The organism is Sulfurivermis sp. (genome assembly GCF_059410345.1).
This window is the reverse complement of sequence record NZ_JBLJDO010000003.1, coordinates 179,865-199,241: the sequence shown is the minus strand read 5'-3', so window position 1 is coordinate 199,241 and position 19,377 is coordinate 179,865. Positions and strand designations below refer to the sequence as shown.

At 62.2% G+C, this 19,377-nt stretch carries 18 protein-coding genes and 1 riboswitch; of the genes, 11 read left to right on the top strand and 7 right to left on the bottom strand.

Annotated features, from left to right (window positions below):
* Positions 1-8 precede the first annotated feature (8 nt).
* Both ACMV8A_RS04340 and ACMV8A_RS04335 read left to right on the top strand, forming a co-directional pair.
* Complete coding sequence (locus tag ACMV8A_RS04340; protein ID WP_495324520.1) at positions 9-515, top strand: chemotaxis protein CheW; 507 nt, start codon at positions 9-11, stop codon at positions 513-515.
* 55 nt (positions 516-570) lie between these two features.
* A complete protein-coding gene (locus ACMV8A_RS04335; RefSeq protein WP_495324519.1) occupies positions 571-1,311 on the top strand; it encodes a c-type cytochrome in 741 nt (246 codons plus the stop codon).
* Between the two features lie 61 nt (positions 1,312-1,372).
* Here the strand turns inward: ACMV8A_RS04335 and ACMV8A_RS04330 are convergent, their stop codons facing one another.
* The 5 genes from ACMV8A_RS04330 to ACMV8A_RS04310 all read right to left on the bottom strand — a co-directional run bounded on the left by ACMV8A_RS04330 (position 1,373) and on the right by ACMV8A_RS04310 (position 6,817).
* Entirely contained in the window at positions 1,373-2,101 is a 729-nt protein-coding gene (locus tag ACMV8A_RS04330; RefSeq protein WP_495324518.1) for a 16S rRNA (uracil(1498)-N(3))-methyltransferase, read from the bottom strand.
* Between the two features lie 17 nt (positions 2,102-2,118).
* Positions 2,119-2,970 (bottom strand): methylenetetrahydrofolate reductase [NAD(P)H], encoded by an 852-nt coding sequence (metF, locus tag ACMV8A_RS04325; protein WP_495324517.1) that lies wholly within the window; start codon positions 2,968-2,970, stop codon positions 2,119-2,121.
* Between the two features lie 109 nt (positions 2,971-3,079).
* A complete protein-coding gene (ahcY, locus tag ACMV8A_RS04320) occupies positions 3,080-4,495 on the bottom strand; it encodes an adenosylhomocysteinase (protein WP_495324516.1) in 1,416 nt (471 codons plus the stop codon).
* Positions 4,496-4,508: 13 nt separating this feature from the next.
* A riboswitch (S-adenosyl-L-homocysteine riboswitch) is annotated at positions 4,509-4,587 on the bottom strand.
* 87 nt (positions 4,588-4,674) lie between these two features.
* The gene (gene metK / locus ACMV8A_RS04315; protein WP_495324515.1) at positions 4,675-5,835 is read right to left on the bottom strand and encodes a methionine adenosyltransferase; all 1,161 of its coding nucleotides are present in this window, start codon (positions 5,833-5,835) and stop codon (positions 4,675-4,677) included.
* A gap of 157 nt (positions 5,836-5,992) precedes the next feature.
* Positions 5,993-6,817 (bottom strand): phosphate/phosphite/phosphonate ABC transporter substrate-binding protein, encoded by an 825-nt coding sequence (locus ACMV8A_RS04310; protein WP_495324514.1) that lies wholly within the window; start codon positions 6,815-6,817, stop codon positions 5,993-5,995.
* 541 nt (positions 6,818-7,358) lie between these two features.
* On the opposite strand from ACMV8A_RS04310, the gene tkt reads away from it, so the two are divergent.
* From tkt to fba, 5 genes are all read left to right on the top strand, one after another.
* Complete coding sequence (gene tkt, locus ACMV8A_RS04305) at positions 7,359-9,356, top strand: transketolase (protein ID WP_495324513.1); 1,998 nt, start codon at positions 7,359-7,361, stop codon at positions 9,354-9,356.
* 24 nt (positions 9,357-9,380) lie between these two features.
* Positions 9,381-10,379, top strand: a complete 999-nt coding sequence (gap, locus tag ACMV8A_RS04300; RefSeq protein WP_495324512.1) for a type I glyceraldehyde-3-phosphate dehydrogenase — start codon at positions 9,381-9,383, stop codon at positions 10,377-10,379.
* A gap of 149 nt (positions 10,380-10,528) precedes the next feature.
* Positions 10,529-11,710 carry a phosphoglycerate kinase gene (locus ACMV8A_RS04295; RefSeq protein ID WP_495324511.1) on the top strand — a complete coding sequence of 394 codons (1,182 nt, stop codon included), beginning with the start codon at positions 10,529-10,531 and terminating at the stop codon, positions 11,708-11,710.
* Between the two features lie 167 nt (positions 11,711-11,877).
* Positions 11,878-13,311, top strand: a complete 1,434-nt coding sequence (gene pyk, locus ACMV8A_RS04290) for a pyruvate kinase (RefSeq protein ID WP_495324510.1) — start codon at positions 11,878-11,880, stop codon at positions 13,309-13,311.
* A gap of 237 nt (positions 13,312-13,548) precedes the next feature.
* On the top strand, positions 13,549-14,613 hold the full coding sequence (gene fba, locus ACMV8A_RS04285) for a class II fructose-bisphosphate aldolase (protein WP_495324509.1): 1,065 nt from the start codon (positions 13,549-13,551) through the stop codon (positions 14,611-14,613).
* Between the two features lie 309 nt (positions 14,614-14,922).
* On the opposite strand, the gene ACMV8A_RS04280 is transcribed toward fba, so the two are convergent.
* Complete coding sequence (locus ACMV8A_RS04280; protein WP_495324508.1) at positions 14,923-15,390, bottom strand: DUF411 domain-containing protein; 468 nt, start codon at positions 15,388-15,390, stop codon at positions 14,923-14,925.
* Between the two features lie 189 nt (positions 15,391-15,579).
* Between ACMV8A_RS04280 and ACMV8A_RS04275 the strand changes: the two genes are divergently transcribed.
* Both ACMV8A_RS04275 and ACMV8A_RS04270 read left to right on the top strand, forming a co-directional pair.
* A complete protein-coding gene (locus tag ACMV8A_RS04275) occupies positions 15,580-15,924 on the top strand; it encodes a hypothetical protein (RefSeq protein WP_495324507.1) in 345 nt (114 codons plus the stop codon).
* Between the two features lies 1 nt (position 15,925).
* Complete coding sequence (locus ACMV8A_RS04270) at positions 15,926-16,339, top strand: hypothetical protein (protein WP_495324506.1); 414 nt, start codon at positions 15,926-15,928, stop codon at positions 16,337-16,339.
* 36 nt (positions 16,340-16,375) lie between these two features.
* Here the strand turns inward: ACMV8A_RS04270 and ACMV8A_RS04265 are convergent, their stop codons facing one another.
* Positions 16,376-17,329 carry a LysR family transcriptional regulator gene (locus tag ACMV8A_RS04265; RefSeq protein WP_495324505.1) on the bottom strand — a complete coding sequence of 318 codons (954 nt, stop codon included), beginning with the start codon at positions 17,327-17,329 and terminating at the stop codon, positions 16,376-16,378.
* A 295-nt stretch (positions 17,330-17,624) separates the two neighbouring features.
* On the opposite strand from ACMV8A_RS04265, the gene ACMV8A_RS04260 reads away from it, so the two are divergent.
* Together ACMV8A_RS04260 and ACMV8A_RS04255 are read left to right on the top strand one after the other, a co-directional pair.
* The gene (locus ACMV8A_RS04260; protein WP_495324504.1) at positions 17,625-18,518 is read left to right on the top strand and encodes a phosphoribosylaminoimidazolesuccinocarboxamide synthase; all 894 of its coding nucleotides are present in this window, start codon (positions 17,625-17,627) and stop codon (positions 18,516-18,518) included.
* A 248-nt stretch (positions 18,519-18,766) separates the two neighbouring features.
* Positions 18,767-19,159, top strand: coding sequence for a hypothetical protein (locus ACMV8A_RS04255; protein ID WP_495324503.1), 393 nt, complete (start codon positions 18,767-18,769; stop codon positions 19,157-19,159).
* Positions 19,160-19,377 lie beyond the last annotated feature (218 nt).

Here is a 19,377-nt window from a genome sequence, read left to right as displayed (position 1 = left end):
ACCGGAGCATGAGCGAGAGCAACAGCACTTCTGCCACCGCCGCCGAGACCACGGCCGGTCTGACCGTACGCAGTCTCATTGTTCCCCTGAATGGGGCCACCGTGGTGTTGCCCAATACCGCCGTGGCGGAGGTGGCCGATTACAAGGCGCCGCAAGCCATCGCGGATGCGCCGGCCTGGCTGCTGGGCATGATGCTGTGGCGCGGCCGCTCGATTCCCCTGCTGGCCCTGGAGCCGATGCTCGGTCGGTCCGCCGGCGTCGGTGGTGTGCATGCGCGTGCCGTGGTGTGCAATACGCTGAATGGCAACATCACGCTGCCCTTTCTGGCGATTTTGTCTCAGGGCCTGCCGCGGTTGCAGGAACTGAAGCCCGATATGGTCGAGCCGATGGAGCGGGCGGAGCAGGATGGCGCGGTGGTGGCCGCGCGATTGCAGGTGGCGGGACGCGAGCTCCTGATCCCCGACCTGGATGCTCTGGAAAAGCAATTGTTACAGCTGGGTGTCCGGGTGGGTTAGAATCTCCCGGCATTGATATATCGCAATCGAGCGGACACCGAACATGAAAATGTGCATGAAATCTGTGACGGCATGGTGCGTGTTGTGGGCCGTGGGGCTGGGCGTGAGCACGGCCTTGGCCGCCACTCCCGATGAGGCCCTGGCGCACCAGCTCGGTCAGCAACTGAAACAGGAAGATGTGGCACGCGAGGAGGCGATTCTTGCCGAGCGTGTACGTCTGTTGCAGATCATCAAGGATGTGGAGAGTGATCCTGCGCGCCGTGCCGCCGCCATTGCCGAGGGCGCCGATCGCTCCCTGCTGTGCAGCAGCTGTCATGGCCGCGATGGCAATAGCAAGCAACCGGAAACCCCCAACCTGGCCAGCCAGCATCCGGCCTATCTGCTGGAGCAACTGCAGCTGTTTGCCACCGGTCAGCGCATCAACTTCGTCATGCAGTCGCTGGCGTCCAATTTCAGTGCCGCTGACAAGGTCAACCTGGCCATCTACTACTCCAGCATGCCGGTGCAGCCGGTGGAGTATGACGCCAATTTGGCGAGCCGCGGCCAGCGCATCTATGACAGCGTGTGCTTTATGTGTCACGCCAAGGACGGTAAGAGCGCGGAGGGTTTTGCGCGTATCGCGGGCCAAAAGCCGGAATATGTCGCCAAGACGCTGCACCGTTATCGCGCCAATGCCTTGGGTAAGGCCGATCCGCTGGAAGTGAAGCGCACCAATCCGCGCATGGAGCAGGTGACGCAGAATCTCAGTGATGAGGATATCCGCGCCTTGGCGAATTACGTCGCGTCAATGCGCTAGCCGCGCGCGAATATATATCAGGCTGGAAGCGCTCCGCATATCCATACGGCGCGTTTGCAAGTCAGAAGTCCCCCCACCGCGCCTGCAACACCGCCAGTGCCGCAACGCCAGCGGTTTCCGTGCGCAACACACGCGGACCCAGTTGGATGCCGCGGTAGCCGGCGCGCTGCGCCGCTGACAACTCCCCCTCGCTCAGACCACCTTCGGGTCCTACCAGCAGACTCACCTGACGTGGTGTTTCGCCGATGGCGCGGATGCCGCCGCTGGCCTGCGGGTCCAGGGTCAGACGCAGTTCTTTGTTGTCCTGCGCCAGCCAGGCGGCCAGCGTGACGGGCTCTGCAATGGCGGGAACGCGGTTGCGGCCGCACTGTTCGCAGGCACTGACAGCTACCGCCTGCCAATGCTGCAATTTCTTTTCCCAGCGTTCGTCGGACAGGCGCACATTGCAGCGTTCAGTGATGAGGGGGGCGATGCGCACCACGCCCAACTCGGTGGCCTTCTGGATGACGTAATCCATGCGCTCGCCCTTGGCGATCCCCTGTGCCAGGGTGATGGCCAGCGGCGACTCCACTTCGTGATCGACGAAGCTCTCGACGCGGGCGGTGACGATGCGTTTGCCCACCTCGAGCAGTGTCGCGGTGTATGTGCCGCCCTCGCCGTTGAACAGCGTCAGTGCTGCCCCCACCGGCAGGCGTAGCACGCGCGCTACGTGATTGGCGGCGCTGTCGCTCAGTTCGACGATGGTGCCGGGGCCGAGCGGCCCCGGATGATGGATGCGTGGGATGCGCATGCCGGCGGGGGGCGGTGTCAGCGCGGTAGCCCCAGCGCCTGCCAGATGGCGTGGGTGGGCTCGAACTGGTTCATGGTGTAGAAATGCAGACCCGGCGCACCCGCGTCGAGCAGGCGGCGGCACAGCTCCACCGTCACCTCCAGGCCGTAGGCGCGGATCGATTCCAAATCCTCGCCCATGCCTTCCAGCCGCTTGGCCAGCCAGCGGGGGATCTCCGCGCCGCAGGCGTCGGAGAAGCGCGCCAGTTGCTTGTAGTTGGTGATCGGCATGATGCCGGGGACGATGGGCAGCTGCAGGCCCATCTTTTCGCACTCGTCGACGAAACGCAGGTAAGCATCCAGATTGTAGAAATACTGGGTGATGGCAGCGTTGGCACCGGCCTCCACCTTGCGCTTGAAGTTGAGCAAATCCTTTTGCGCGCTCGGCGCCTGCGGATGAAACTCCGGATAGGCAGCCACTTCGATGTGGAAGTGATTGCCGGTTTCGCGGCGGATGAATTCCACCAGCTCGTTGGCATAGGAGAACTCACCGGCCTCGCGCATGCCGGAAGGCATGTCGCCGCGCAAGGCGACGATGCGCTTCACCCCCAGTGCTTTGTAGCCGAGCAGGATCTCGCGCAGCATCTCGCTGGACGAACCGATGCAGGAAAGGTGTGGTGCCGCGTCGAGACCGGCAGCCAGCAGGTCGCTGATGGTCTCCAGGGTGCCCTGCTGGGTACTGCCGCCGGCACCGTAGGTGACGGACGTATACACCGGCTTTAGCGCGGCAAACCTGTCGCGCGCCACCAGCAGCTTCTGCCGCCCCTCCGGCGTCTTGGGCGGAAAGAACTCGAAACTGAACCCCTGCGGGTACTTCTTTTGCGATTCCATATAACGCCCTCCACAAAACACAATTGCCGCAGAGACGCGGAGGCGCAGAGTTTAAATGAGTCAATCAAAAGCTCTGCGCCTCCGCGTCTCTGCGGCGGGTGTGAAGTGATCAATAGCGGTAGTGGTTCGGTTTGTAGGGACCATCCACCGGGACGCCGATGTAGTCGGCCTGTTCCTGGCTCAGGGTGGTGAGCTGCACGCCGATCTTCTTCAGGTGCAGGCGGGCTACCTTTTCATCAAGGATCTTCGGCAGCACATAGACCTTGCTTTGGTACTGATCGCCGCGGGTGAAGAATTCCATCTGCGCCATCACCTGGTTGGTGAAGGAGGCGGACATGACGAAGCTGGGGTGGCCGGTGGCGCAGCCCAGATTCACCAGGCGGCCCTTGGCCAGCACGATGATCTTCTTGCCATCGGGGAAGATGACGTGATCGACCTGCGGCTTGATCTCCTCCCACTGGTACTTCTCGATGGAGGCAATGTCGATTTCGCTGTCGAAGTGGCCGATGTTGCAGACGATGGCCTCGTTCTTCATGGCAAGCATGTGGTCGTGGTTGATCACATTCACGTTGCCGGTGGTGGTGACGAAGATGTCGCCCAGTTTGCAGGCCTCGTCCATGGTGACCACGCGATAGCCTTCCATCGCCGCCTGCAGGGCGCAGATGGGATCGATCTCGGTGACCCAGGTGGTGGCGCCCATGCCGCGGAAGGCCTGTGCGCAGCCCTTGCCTACATCGCCATAGCCCAGCACCACGCAGATCTTGCCGGCGATCATCACGTCGGTGGCACGCTTGATGCCGTCGATGAGCGATTCGCGGCAGCCGTACAGATTGTCGAACTTGCTTTTGGTGACCGAGTCGTTGACGTTCATGGCCGGGAACAGCAGCTCGCCACGCTTTTCCATCTCGTACAGACGATGCACGCCGGTGGTGGTCTCTTCGGTGACGCCCTTGATGCCCTTGGCCATCCTGGTCCACTTGCCCGGATTGTTTTTCAGGCTGGCGCGCAGCAGGTTCAGAAACACCTTCCACTCGTGGTTGGCATGGGCGGCAGCCTCGGGCACCTTGCCGGCAGCCTCGAACTCCACGCCCTTGTGCACCAGCATTGTGGCGTCGCCGCCGTCGTCGAGGATCATGTTGGGACCGTCATGGCCGGCCCAGGTCATGGCTTGCTCGGTGCACCACCAATACTCCTCCAGCGTCTCGCCCTTCCAGGCGAACACCGGAATGCCGGCGGCGGCGATGGCGGCGGCGGCGTGATCCTGGGTAGAGAAGATATTGCACGAGGCCCAGCGCACTTCAGCGCCCAGCTCCACCAGCGTCTCGATGAGCACGGCGGTCTGGATGGTCATGTGCAGGGAGCCGGAGATGCGCGCGCCCTTGAGCGGCTTCTGTGCGCCGAATTCCTCGCGCAGGGCCATCAGACCCGGCATCTCGGTTTCGGCGATCTGGATTTCCTTGCGGCCCCAGGCCGCGAGGGACATGTCGGCGACTTTATAGTCGGTGAAGTTGGCTACAGCGTTCATGAGTGTACTCCGTCAGGAACGAGCGCCGTTGTTACAGAACCGCCCCCCTGAGCCTGACGGGGCTTCAACCCGCTGCAGCGCTCCTCAGGGACGCGGTGGAAAACTAGTAATCACAGAGAGGAAACATTCTGACACTGATGTTAAGCGTGTTTTCTCTGTGTTCTCTGTGGTTACATTTTTTACAGCCCGGCTGCCGCGCGCAGGGCCTCGGCCTTGTCGGTGCGCTCCCAGGTGAAGTCCGGATCGGTGCGGCCGAAGTGGCCGTGGGCGGCGGTCTTGCGGTAGATAGGACGGCGCAGGTCGAGCATGGCGATCAGGCCGCGCGGGCGCAGGTCGAAGTGCTCGCGCACCAGTTCCACCAGGCGCTCGGTGGATATCTTGCCGGTGCCGAAGGTGTCCACGCTGATGGAGGTGGGTTCGGCGACACCGATGGCGTAGGACACCTGCACCTCGCAGCGCTCGGCGAGGCCGGCGGCGACGATGTTCTTGGCAACGTAGCGGCCGGCATAGGCAGCCGAACGGTCCACCTTGGAGGGGTCCTTGCCGGAGAAGGCGCCGCCGCCGTGGCGCGCCATGCCGCCGTAGCTGTCGACGATGATCTTGCGGCCAGTGAGGCCGCAGTCGCCCATCGGGCCGCCGATGACGAAGCGGCCGGTGGGGTTGATGAAGAAACGGGTGTCTTTGGTGATCCACTCCGCCGGCAGCACCGGCAGGATGATTTCGTCCATCACCGCCTCGTGCAGGGTCTTCTGGCTGATTTCCGGGCTGTGCTGGGTGGATAACACCACCGCGTCGATGGCGACGGGCTTGTGACCCTTGTAGCGGAAGGTGACCTGGCTCTTGGCGTCGGGGCGCAGCCACGGCAGCATGCCGTTCTTGCGCACCTCGGCCTGGCGCGCCACCAAGCTGTGGGCATAGCAGATGGGGGCGGGCATCAGCACGTCGGTTTCGTTGCTGGCATAGCCGAACATCAGGCCCTGGTCGCCGGCGCCCTGCTCGTGATTTTCAGTCTCGTCCACACCCATGGCGATGTCCGGCGACTGTTTGCCGATGGCATTCAGCACGGCACAGGTTTCCCAGTCGAAACCCATCTCCGAGCTGGAGTAGCCGATGTCCTTGATGACGCCGCGCACGATGGCCTCATAGTCCAGCACGGCGTGGGTGGTGATCTCGCCGGCGACCAGGGCCAGACCGGTCTTGACCAGGGTTTCGCAGGCGACGCGCGCCATCGGATCCTGTGCCAGGATGGCGTCGAGGACGGCATCGGAGATCTGATCGGCGACCTTGTCCGGATGGCCTTCGGAAACGGATTCAGAAGTGAACAAATAGCTGTTGGACATGCTGATTCCCTAGTAACCGGCCGCGCCCCTGCGCCGACCCATGAAAGTTGGACCGGGCATTATAAAGAAGACGGCTACGAGATACGAGGGGATGGGACCAGGCGCCGCGGTGTCGAGTACGGGCGTTGTCGGATGCGTCTGCGCGATATCCGGCCTGCTAGTAACCCCAGATGCCTTCCAGCAGGCGCTCCATGCCCTGGAAGCTTTTGTTGTCGGCCGGTTCCAGGGCGGTGGCATTGAGGGCCTCCAGCGCCTTGCGGCCGTCGGGGGTGTTGGGGGCGTCGAGCAGGGCGCGACGCAGGGCTTGCTGCAGTTCGGTGCTGACCTTGGGGCTGGCGGAGATGCCCGGTGACGGGAGCTGGTCAGTGGTGGCCACGGTGGTCAGGCTGGGATAGCGGCCAACCAGCGGTGCCGGGATCATGGCCGCGGCGACCTTGCCCTGTACCGCCATTTCGGCGGCCTCTTCCGAGTCGGGGGTTTCGACGATGGTGGGTTGGCGCAGGGGATTGGGGTAGAGCTCGACCAGGCGTAGTGCACCCACGGCCGGCGAAGCGGTGGTGGCAATGGTCTTGCCCACCAGTTCCGCCGGTTCCAGGATCATCTGGTTTTCGTTGGCCACCAGGGTATAGCTGACCACGTCGGGCAGCTTGGCCAGCACCGTATAGCCCATTTTCTTCACCCGGTAATCGGTGAAATGCGGGCCGTCGAGGATCAGGTCGTACTGGCCGCGCTTCATGGCCTGCCAGTGCGTGAGGAAGTTGCTGTTGGTGACCAGCTTGATGTTCTGGCCGGTGGCCTTGCTCAGATAGGTGGCCAGGGGCTGGTAGACCTCGATGGTGCGCGCCTGCGGCAGCACCGGATGAACGGCAAAGGTCAGGTCGGCTGCCGCAGCGCCGGTCGCGGCAATGAGCAAGGCAAGTATGGCAATGAAGCGGCGGCGCACGAACGCGCCCGGCCCGGCAAGATGGGGCGTGCTGGTCATCAACCCGACTCCTCCGTTATGTCCCTTATATACATCAGGGAATTATTATGTGTAATTACCGCTCCCGCAGTGTAAAGTTGACCCCCCTGCACGGCAAGCCCGCAGTGTGTCCCGGGGGTGGCGGGGCTCCGAATTTCCCCCGCCTAAAGCCGAAGTTATAGGCATAAAACAGAAAGTTATGGATAACGGGGATATTGCCGCAGGGGCCGCGATTGGGTAAAAATCGGCAGTTCCTAATACAGATGCAGGATTAACAAGGCGGAAAAGGCCCCTCCTGCATGCCGGCGATGCGCGCGACGCATCGCCGAGATAACAACAGAATTTTGATGTCTTGCTGGGAGTATCGCGGTGTGCGCAACAGCGCCGCACCGGATGAATGTTCAATGACAAGAAACACGAGGCGTGTCGTGGTGAACGGCGCGGAGCGTGCGCGTCCCTGTCTCATTCTCCCCTGACGTCAAAGCGTGACCGGTTGCAAAACACGCGCAGCAGTGCGCGTGCAGTCAAGGTTTTGAGTATTCACACTATCCAGGAGAAGCACATGTCGAATCGTAGAGAACTAGCCAACGCCATCCGCGCCCTGAGCATGGACGGCGTGCAGAAAGCCAACTCGGGACATCCCGGCGCGCCCATGGGCATGGCCGACATCGCCGAGGTGCTGTGGAACAGCCACATGAAGCACAACCCGGCCAATCCCAAGTGGGCCGATCGTGACCGCTTCATCCTCTCCAACGGCCATGGCTCAATGTTGATCTACTCTCTGCTGCATCTCACCGGCTATAACCTCTCCATCGACGATCTGAAGAGCTTCCGTCAGCTGCATTCCAAGACTCCCGGTCATCCCGAGTACGGTTACACCGATGGCGTCGAGACCACCACCGGCCCGCTGGGCCAGGGCATCACCAACGGCGTCGGCATGGCGTTGGCCGAGAAGGTGCTGGCCGGCCAGTTCAACCGTCCCGGTCACCACATCGTCGATCACTACACCTATGTGTTCATGGGCGACGGCTGCATGATGGAAGGTATCTCCCACGAAGCCTGCTCCCTGGCCGGCACCTTAGGGCTAGGCAAGCTGATCGCCTTCTGGGATGACAACGGCATCTCCATCGACGGTCACGTCGAGAACTGGTTCTCCGACGATACCCCGAAGCGTTTCGAGGCGTACGGCTGGCACGTGGTGCGCGGCGTGGATGGTCACGATGCGGCGGCCATCGACAAGGCCATCCATGAGGCCAAGAGCGTCAACGACAAGCCCTCGCTCATCTGCTGCAAGACCGTGATCGGTTACGGCGCGCCCAACCTGTGCGGCAGCCACGATTGCCACGGTGCCCCGCTGGGCGCCGATGAAATCGCCGCCACCCGTGAAAACCTGGGCTGGAAGCACGAGCCGTTCGTGATCCCCGCCGAGATCTACAAGGGCTGGGATGCCAAGGCCAAGGGTGCCAAGGCCCAGGCCCACTGGGAAGAGAAGTTCGCCGCCTACAAGAAGGCGTTCCCGGAGCTGGCCGCCGAGTTCGAGCGTCGCGTGATCAAGGGCGAGCTGCCGTCCAACTGGAAGCAGGTGGCCGACGACTTCATCAAGGCCGTGGCCGAGAAGGGCGAAACCATTGCCTCACGCAAGGCCTCGCAGAACTCCATCCAGGGTTACTCCAAGGCCCTGCCCGAGTTCCTCGGCGGTTCCGCCGACCTGACCCCCTCCAACCTGACCTCCTGGAAGGAAGCCAAGGCCATCACCAACACCGTGTCCGACGGCAACTACCTGTCTTACGGTGTGCGTGAGTTCGGCATGTCCGCCATCATGAACGGTGTGGCACTGCACGGCGGTTTCATCCCGTTCGGTGGCACCTTCCTGATGTTCTCCGAGTACGCGCGCAACGCCCTGCGCATGGCTGCGCTGATGAAGGTGCGTTCGATCTTCGTTTACACCCACGACTCCATCGGTCTGGGCGAAGACGGCCCGACCCACCAGCCGGTGGAGCAGATCGCCACCCTGCGCCTGATCCCCAACATGAGCGTGTGGCGTCCGTGCGATGCGGTGGAGTCAGCCGTGGCCTGGCGTGCCGCCATCGAGAAGAAGACCGGCCCGAGCTGCCTGATCTTCTCCCGTCAGAATCTGGCCCACATGCCGCGCAGCGCCGAGCAGATCGCCAATATCACCCGCGGTGCCTACGTGCTGCGTGATGGCGCCGCCAAGCCCGATGCGATCATCATCGCCACCGGTTCCGAAGTGGAGCTGGCGATGAAGGCCGCCGAGGCGCTGGCCGGCAAGGGCAAGAACGTGCGCGTGGTGTCCATGCCCAGCGTCGAGACCTTCGATGCACAGGATGCGGCCTACCGCGAAGCCGTGCTGCCCGCCGCCTGCACCAAGCGCGTCGCAGTCGAGGCCGGTGTGACCGCCGGCTGGTACAAGTATGTTGGCCTCAATGGCAAGGTGGTTGGTCTCGACCGTTTCGGTGAGTCCGCTCCGGCCGGTCAGCTGTTCAAGGAATTCGGCTTCACCGTGGAGAATGTGGTGAAGGCTGTCGAGTCCGTCCTCTAAACCATTCAACAGGAGAACTATCACATGGCTATCAAAGTCGGTATTAATGGGTTCGGTCGCATCGGCCGTATGGTGTTCCGTGCCGTTGCCAAGGACTTCCCCGGTATCGAGATCGTTGCCATCAACGATCTGCTCGACGCCGACTACCTGGCTTACATGCTGAAGTACGACTCCGTGCATGGCCGCTTCAACGGCGACATCAAGGTCGAAGGTAGCAACATGGTGGTGAACGGCAAGAAGATCCGCCTGACCGCCGAGCGCGACCCCGCCAACCTGAAGTGGAACGAAGTGGGCGCCGACGTCGTCATCGACTGCACCGGTTTCTTCCTGACCACCGAGTCCTGCCAGGCCCACCTCAAGGCCGGTGCCAAGAAGGTCGTGCAGTCCGCTCCGTCCAAGGACGACACCCCGATGTTCGTGTACGGCGTGAACCACGCCACCTACGCCGGCCAGACCATCGTCTCTGCCGCGTCCTGCACCACCAACTGCCTGGCCCCCGTGGCCAAGGTGCTGCACGACAACTTCGGCATCAAGCGCGGCCTGATGTCCACCGTGCACGCCGCCACCGCCACCCAGAAGACCGTTGATGGCCCGTCCTCCAAGGACTGGCGCGGCGGCCGTGGCATCCTGGAAAACATCATCCCGTCCTCCACCGGTGCGGCCAAGGCTGTAGGCAAGGTCATCCCCGAGCTGAACAAGAAGCTGACCGGCATGGCCTTCCGTGTGCCGACCTCCGACGTTTCCGTGGTCGACCTGACCGTCGAGCTGAACAAGGAAGCCTCCTACGAGGACATCTGCAAGGCCATGAAGGCAGCCTCCGAAGGTGCCCTGAAGGGCGTGCTGGGCTACACCGACGAGAAGGTGGTCTCCACCGACTTCGTGGGCAACAGCGCCCCATCCACCTTCGACGCCGAAGCCGGCATCGCCCTGGACAGCACCTTCGTCAAGGTGGTGTCCTGGTACGACAACGAGTACGGCTACACCTGCAACATGCTGCGTCTGGTTGAGCACGTAGCGAAGTAAGAGAAGAAGAAAGATACAAGGGTTCTTGGCGGGCTAGTCCCGCCTCCCCTTGTATCTGGTCTCTTTGCTCTAGCATCTGTCGTCGAGAGAGCCATTGGCCAAGCCTGCGTTTGGCCAATGACTTTCAAACTTTACGAGGGAGTTGAACCATGTCTGTAATCAAGATGACCGATCTGGATTTGAAGGGTAAGCGCGTCTTCATCCGTGCCGATCTGAACGTGCCGGTGAAGGACGGCAAGGTCACCTCCGATGCGCGCATCACCGCCTCCATGCCCACCATCGAGTTCGCGCTGAAGGCCGGCGCCAAGGTGATGGTAACCTCCCACCTGGGCCGTCCCACCGAGGGGGAGTGGAGCGAGGAGAACTCCCTCAAGCCGGTGGCCGATGTGCTGTCCGCCAAGCTGGGCAAGCCGGTGCGCCTGATCAAGGATTGGGTCGACGGCGGTTTCGATGTTGCTGCCGGTGAGCTGGTGCTGCTGGAGAACTGCCGCATCAACAAGGGCGAGAAGAAGAACGTCGAAGAGACCGCCAAGAAGTACGCGGCCCTGTGTGACGTGTTCGTGATGGATGCCTTCGGCACCGCCCACCGCGCCGAGGCCTCCACCCACGGCATCGCCCAGTTCGCGCCGACCGCCTGCGCCGGCATCCTGCTGACTGAAGAACTGGACGCCCTGGGCAAGGCCCTGGCCAATCCGGCCCGTCCTATGGTCGCCATCGTGGGTGGCTCCAAGGTTTCCACCAAGCTGACCGTGCTGGAGTCCCTGGCCGAGAAGTGCGACCAGTTGGTGGTCGGCGGTGGCATCGCCAACACCTTCCTCAAGGCCACCGGCAAGAACGTCGGCAAGTCCCTGTGCGAGGATGATCTGGTTCCGACCGCCAAGATGCTGATGGAAAAGATGGCCAAGCGCGGCGCCAAGATTCCGGTTGCTGTGGACGTGGTGTGTGGCAAGAAGTTCGATGCCAACGAGCCCGCCGTGCTGAAGGATGCTGATAAGGTGGCCGACGACGACATGATTTTCGATATCGGCCCCAAGAGCACCCAGGAACTGGTGGACATCATCATGAAGGCCGGCACCGTGGTATGGAACGGCCCGGTTGGCGTGTTCGAGTTCGATCAGTTCGGCGAAGGCACCAAGGCTATCTCCATGGCCATTGCCAAGACCAAGGCATTTACCCTGGCCGGCGGCGGCGACACCATTGCCGCGATCCAAAAGTATGACATCTACGATCAGGTGTCCTACATCTCCACGGCCGGTGGTGCGTTCCTCGAATACCTGGAAGGCAAGGTGCTGCCCGCCGTGGCGATCCTGGAACAGCGGGCCAAGGGCTGAATCTGATGTCTGGCCGACAACGCGCACGGTGCGGTAAGAGCGCACCGTGCGCGTTGTCCATTTACATAAAAGGACCGGCGTCGTACGCGGCGTCGGCCATACGGGCGGCCACGAGCCGCCCCGATTCGCTTAGGGCGAATCATTAAGAGGCGAGCAAACGAGAGCATATGTCGAGACGAACGAAGATAGTGGCAACCATGGGGCCGGCAACCGACGACCCCAAGATGCTGGACAAGATCATCGAGGCCGGTGTCGATGTGGTCCGCATCAATTTTTCCCACGGCACGGCGCAGGAACACATCGACCGTGTCGAGCGCGTGCGTAACCGCGCCCGCGCCCATGGCCGTCAGGTCGGCGTGCTGGCCGATCTGCAGGGCCCCAAGATCCGTGTCGAGCGCTTCAAGAACGGTAAGGTGGTTCTGGAAGAGGGCAAGCCCTTCATCCTCGATGCCAAGCTCCCTGTCGATGATGGCGATGAAACCCGCGTCGGCCTCAGCTACAAGACCCTGCCCGAGGATGTGAAGCGCGGCGACACCCTGCTGCTCGACGATGGCCGCATCGTGCTGTGGGTGGATCAGGTGCACGGCCCCGAGATCCACTGCCGCGTGGTGGTGGGTGGCATCCTGTCCAACCGCAAGGGCATCAACCGTCAGGGTGGTGGCCTCACCGCGCCGGCGCTGACCGACAAGGATCGCGAAGACATCAAGACCGCAGCAGCGATGCAGGCCGACTACGTGGCGCTGTCCTTCCCGCGCAGTGCCGCCGACGTCAACGAGACCCGTGACCTGCTGCGCGCCGCTGGCGGTTATGGCGCCATCGTCGCCAAGATCGAGCGCGCCGAAGCGTTGCCGGTGATCGAGGAGATCATCGCCGCCTCCGACGCCATCATGATCGCCCGTGGCGATCTGGGTGTGGAGATCGGCGATGCCGCGTTGCCGCCGGTGCAGAAGCATCTGATCCAACTGGCACGCAAGATGAACCGTGTGGTGATCACCGCGACGCAGATGATGGAGTCGATGATCGAAAACCCGATCCCGACCCGCGCCGAGGTGTTCGACGTGGCCAACGCGGTACTCGACGGCACCGATGCCGTGATGCTGTCGGCGGAAACCGCCAGCGGCAAATATCCTGACAAGGCGATCCAGGCCATGGACCGCGTGTGCGTCGAGGCAGAGAAGCAGCGTATCGCCACCCAGTCCGATCACCGTATCCACACCCAGTTCACCTACATCGACGAGGCCATCGCCATGGCCACGATGTATACCGCCAACCATCTCAACGTGAAGGCCATCGCCGCGCTGACCGAATCCGGTTCCACACCGCTGTGGATGTCGCGCATCAGCTCCGGCATTCCCATCTACGCGATGACCCGCCATGTGGAGACACGGCGCAAGGTGACGCTGTACCGCGGCGTGTATCCGGTCAGCTTCGATGTGCAAACCACCGATCATGCCGAGGTCAACCGCGAGGCCATCGATGAATTGCTGCGCCGTGGCGCAGTCCGCGACGGCGATCTGGTGATCATCACCAAGGGCGACCTGATGGGCATGCACGGCGGCACCAACGCCATGAAGATCGTCAAGGTTGGCGAACTGGTTTAACGCAGTCGATGCTCTTTCCCGCGGGGAGAGGGCAGGAATTCTTGAACGGAAAAAGGATTAACCACGGAGGGTACGAAGCACACGGAGATGTCCTCTGGCAACCGGATTCGGTAGCGGCCATGCGCCGCTACCGATCGATGCGGTGCCAAAAGACATTGCATCAACTCCGTGTTCTCCGCGCCCGCCGTGGTTTACAGTAGACCCATTTAACTTAAAGAGAGCACAAGGAGATTTACTATGGCCCTGGTTTCCATGCGTCAACTTCTCGATCACGCGGCTGAACACGGCTACGGCCTGCCGGCGTTCAACGTCAACAATATGGAGCAGGTGAAGGCCATCATGGAGGCCGCCTCCGCCACCGACAGCCCGGTGATCCTGCAGGGCTCCGCCGGTGCCCGCAAGTACGCCGGTGAGGCCTTTCTGCGCCACCTGATCCTGGCCGCCGTCGAAGCCTACCCGCACATCCCGGTGGTCATGCACCAGGACCACGGCGCCTCCCCGGCCGTGTGCGTCAACGCCATCCAATCCGGCTTCTCCTCCGTGATGATGGACGGCTCCCTGATGGAAGACGGCAAGACCCCGTCCTCCTACGAGTACAACGTCGACGTCACCCGTCGCGTGGTGGAAATGTCCCATGCCTGCGGCGTGTCCGTCGAAGGCGAGCTGGGCTGCCTGGGTTCCCTGGAAACCGGCAAGATGGGTGAGGAAGACGGCCACGGCGCCGACGGCGTGTTGGACCACTCCGCCCTGCTGACCGACCCCAACGAAGCCGCCGACTTCGTCAAGAAGACCAAGGTCGATGCCCTGGCCATCGCCATCGGCACCAGCCACGGCGCCTACAAGTTCACCTCCAAGCCCACCGGCAAGGTGCTGCGCATCGACCGCGTGAAGGAAATTCATGCCCGCATCCCCAGCGTACACCTGGTCATGCACGGCTCCTCCTCCGTGCCGGAAGACTGGTTGGAAATCATCAACAACTACGGCGGCGACATGGGCAAGACCTACGGCGTGCCGGTTGAAGAGATCGTCGAAGGCATCAAGAACGGCGTACGCAAGGTCAACATCGACACCGACCTGCGCATGGCCTCCACCGGTGCCATCCGCAAGCACCTGTTCGACAACAAGTCCAACTTCGACCCGCGCAAGTACTACAAGGCGGCCGAAGATGCGATGCGCGACATCTGCAAGGCCCGCTACGAAGCCTTCGGCGCCGCCGGCATGGCCTCCAAGATCAAGCCGATCTCCCTGGAGAAGATGGCCGGTCTGTACGCCAAGGGCGCGCTGGACCCGAAGGTCAACTAAGCGCTTCGGATCACCACCCGTCTCTCAAAGGATGGAGTGGTGTGATGGAAAACACGAAGGGGGCCGCAAGGCCCCCTTCTCGTTTCCGTCCCTGCCCCGATGCGGGGGAGGTCAGGAGGGGGCAACGAAGCCACCGCCGCATAACCCCTTGCACCAACAGGATAATCAGCCGCTATAATCGACCCATTCAGCAATACCATCGCTCGCAGCAAAGGACGCTCGAGAACCGGGGACAGACCACGGTTAACCAGACAGCAAAACAAAGAAGGGGGCCATCGGCCCCCTTCGTGTTTCTATGCCTGCCACATCTCAGCGATAGCTGCTGAATACCTTCTCGCCCTCTTTATCGAAGGCAACCACGTCATAGGGCTGTTTCGTGTCGCCCTGTTCCATGCCGGGCGAGCCGATGGGCATGCCGGGAACCGACAGGCCGATGATCTGCGGGCGCTGCTCAAGCAGGGCTTTCACATCGGCGGCGGGGACGTGGCCTTCGAGGACGTAGCCGTCGACGAGGGCGGTGTGGCAGGAGGCGAGTTCGGGGGTGACGCCGTGTTGCATCTTGATGGCGGCGACGTCGTTGGTGTCGCGGGCGACAACCTTGAAGCCGTTGTCTTGCAGGTGGTCGATCCAGGCGTTGCAGCAGCCGCAGGTGGGGCTTTTGTAGACGGTCACTTCGGGCAGGGCCGAGGTGGCGGTGCGCAGCGACAGCAGCGCAGCGCCGATGGCCAGGACGGCGCCGATGCCGAGCAACCAGTAGTGTTTTTTGTATGGGGTCATGGTGGTTACCTCTTCACGTATCGACCGGCGTGGCGGCGGGTGGTTCCTTCATGGCATCTTGGGGCGCCGCGACTTGATGTTGATCCGGTGTTTGTCGGCGATGGCGTCCCTGCGGTTCGTTCGTCCTGGCCGACTGAAGTCTGCCTGCTATGTTTACTGTTATGGTCAACAATGCGGGAGGTGGCGATCATGAAATCCCTGCGCTTGCGTGTTTTATCACTGTTTCTGGGGTTGTTTGTGGCTGGCGCCGCATGGGCCTCGGATGGTTCGGTCACCATACTATCGCCCACGGACGGCGCCACGCTGGATGCCATGGGCGAGAACCGCATCAGCTATACGGTGGAGCCGGGTCCGCGTGGCGACCACACCCATCTCTATGTGGATGGCAGGGAGGTGGCGGTGCTGCGCCGGCTCAAGGGCGATTACGCCTTGCCCACCCTCGCCGCCGGCAATCGCGAGATCTGCATCAAGGTGGTGAACAAGGCCCATACGCCCATCGGCATCGAGCAGTGCGTCAAGGTGGTGGTGGAGTAGCATGGACCTGCAAAACCTGGCCTATGCGCTGACCCAGGTGGCGCACAATTTCGGCGCTGTGGCGGTGGTCGGTGTACCGCTGTTTGTGCGCTGGCCCTTGCGCATGCAGGAGCCGGTGCGGCGGACGCTGGCCTGGCTGGTGTTGGCTGGCTGGATGGTGCAGGGGATGAGCGGGGCGGGCTTTGGCGCCATCAGCTTCGCCTACTACGGCGCGTTTCCCGATATCCACGGCATCGCGGTGGTGGCGCTACTGCTGAAGATGGCCTGTGCGGCCGGTGGTGTGGTGCTGGCGGCGGTGATGCTGCGCTGGGGTCCGCGCTGGTCGGACACGGCGCACCACTGCGCCTGGGGCGGGTTGTTGCTGCTGGGCGTGACGGCGCTGACGGCGGCGGCCTTCTTGCGCTGGTTTTCCTGAATACCCGCTGTCTTCCCGCACATGGGGGGCGGGGGATCAGGCGCCGGCGCCGCGCGTCTTCTTATCTGCCTGCGGCAGCTTCTGCGCGCCCTTGCCGAGCAGGGCTGGGCTTTCCTTGATCAGGTAGTCCTTGAACGCCTGGGCCACGACGGACAGGCGCTTGCCGTGGCGGTGCACCACGTACCAGTAGCGCATGATGGGGAACTCGGCGACGTGGAGGATCACCAGGCGGCCGAGGGCCAGTTCCATCTCCACCGTGTCGCGTGACAGCAGGCCGAGACCGAGGCCGGCCTGTACCGACTGTTTGATGGCCTCGTTGCTGCCCACTTCCATGCCGGTGGTGATGTGCACGTCGTGCTGGGCGAAGAAGCGTTCCATGGCGATGCGGGTGCCGGAGCCCGGCTCACGTACCAGGAACACCTCCTGTTCCAGTCGTTTCAGCGCAACCTTCTTTTCCTTCGCCAACGGATGCTCCGGCGGGGCGACGATGACCAGCGGGTTTTCCAGAAAGGCCTCGTAGCCGAGGTCCATGTCCTCCGGCGGCTGGCCCATCACCACCAGATCCACCTCGTTCTCCGCTAGCTGGGTGAGCAGGGTTTCGCGGTTGGTGACATCGAGGCTGACGGTGACGCCGGGATAGCGCTGACAGAAGCCGGCGAGCAGCACTGGGATGAAGTAGTTGGCGGTGGAGGCAACCGAGATCTTGAGCCGGCCCTTGCCTAGCCCCTTCAGGCTGTTGAGCACGCCCTGCAATTCGTCGATCTGCTGCAGTATGCTGCGGCTGTAGTGATAGACTTCCTTGCCCATTTCGGTGAGGAAGATCTTCTTGCCCAGGTGTTCGAACAGCGGCACGTCGAGCTGGTTTTCCAGTTGCTTGACCTGCATGGACACCGCGGGCTGCGTCAGGCACAGTTCCTCGGCGGCGCGGGTGAAGCTCAAATGGCGGGCGACGGCGGAGAAGACCCGCAGTTGACGTAGAGTAATATTCATAAGTGTTTTCTTATGTAATCCATTACAACAATTTAATTTACATTATGTCCCCGCAGTCTACACTACTTTTGCTGCACGATTCAAAGCGAGAAGTGTAGACCGCGGTGGCCGAATCAAAAAATACATGGCCCCGGCGATGAACGAATATCAGCGAGGGAGCCCGGGGCGGCGCATCGGCAACGATGCGCCGCTTTTTTTCACCCCGCGTTATCGACAGGGCGGCGGCAAATCCTCATCATTAGCCCCTTTCCGGCCGGGTCATTACGACACGGTTCTTCAACCCGAGAACAAAGCCATGTCCGAAGTCGTTTTCAACTCCGAACTGAAGAGCCTCAGACTTGTCCAGCGCGGCAAGGTGCGCGATATCTACGCCCTCGACGACAGCAAGATGCTGTTTCTGGCCTCCGATCGTCTGTCCGCCTTCGACGTGGTGCTACCCACACCGATCCCCGGCAAGGGCAAGGTGCTCACCGGCATGTCCAATTTCTGGTTTGAGCGCACCGGCCATATCGTCGCCAACCACCTCACCGGCATCGATCCCGCCAGCGTGGTGTCTACCGCCGAGGCGTGTCTGGTGGCGGGCCGTGCGGTGGTGGTACGCAAGCTGAAGCCGCTGCCGGTGGAGGCCATCGTGCGCGGCTACATCGTCGGCTCCGGCTGGAAGGAATACAAAACCAGCGGTACTGTCTGCTCCATGCCGTTGCCTGCCGGTCTGCGTGAGGCCGACAAGCTGCCGCAGCCGATCTTCACACCGTCCACCAAGGCAGCGGTGGGCGATCACGACGAGAACATTTCCTTCGAGCGCATGGTGGAATTGGTGGGGCGTCCGCTGGCCGAGCAGGTGCGCGATGTCGCCATCAAGCTGTACGTCTTCGCCGCCGAGTATGCCCTCACCAAGGGCATCATCATCGCCGATACCAAATTCGAATTCGGTCAGGACGAGGCCGGCAATCTGGTGCTGATGGACGAAGTGCTGACCCCCGATTCCTCGCGCTTCTGGCCGGTGGAGTCCTATGTCCCGGGCGCCAACCCGCCCAGCTTCGACAAGCAGTACGTGCGTGACTATCTGGAGAGTCTGGGCTGGAATAAGAGGCCGCCCGCACCGGCTCTGCCGGACGAGGTGGTGCAGAAGACCGTGGAGCGTTACCGCAAGGCACTGCGCCAGCTCACCGGCAGCGACATCGAGTAAATCCTGTCGGGCATTGACGGTGGCGTTGCGCCCTCCCCTGTTTTCGCAAGAGGGACTGATGGCACAGGCCGGTAACGGCATTACCCCTCACCCTATCCCTCTCCCCCAGGGAGAGGGACCCAGGGCATGCCGCGAGCATTACCTCAATATCCTGCCGTCGTCTGAAAGATGCAGCGCATTTGCGCACTCTGCGATCAGCGACTATGTATATGCATTACATGGTCGTGTTGTGCAGGGAAATTTCAGGCATGAAACCAGGACTGCCCGATCTGCCGATACTCAAGGCGTTGCCGCTGCGCATGGAGGCGGTGCATTACAACAACGTCTTTCTCGCCTTGCGTCGTCTGGGTGATCCCCTGCGCTTGATGTTGCCCGGCATGCGCGGTTTCGAGGTGTGCCTGGATCGTGAATCCTGGGTCTGCTTCGACCGCACCAGCGACAACCATCCCCTGCTGGCCTGGACCGGCTTTCGCGCCAATGCGCGCAACGGCCTGTATGAGCCGGTGCCGTGCCGGCTGTTGCTGTATCACCCCTATGCCTCCCTGCTGATGCGCAATCTGCCGGATGAAATCAGCCGCCTGCTGATCCGGCGCCTGAGTCATCGCGCCGAGCCGGCAACGGCGCAAGTCATTTCTCTGTAGTCTCATACCGCCCCTGCCCGATCTGGTGGCTAGCCATAGCTCATCAGGCGACGATTATAGTTGCATAAGTCAATAAACAATAGCTTATTCAATTTGAAATTATTATTGAATTTACTTTATGTGTTGGCGGCCTAAACTTGGCTTCAACAAGGTTGACGCCTTGCTGAGTGGCCCCCCGGCCGCTGCCTCGTGGAAGGTGCGGCCGGAGGGCGTCAAAA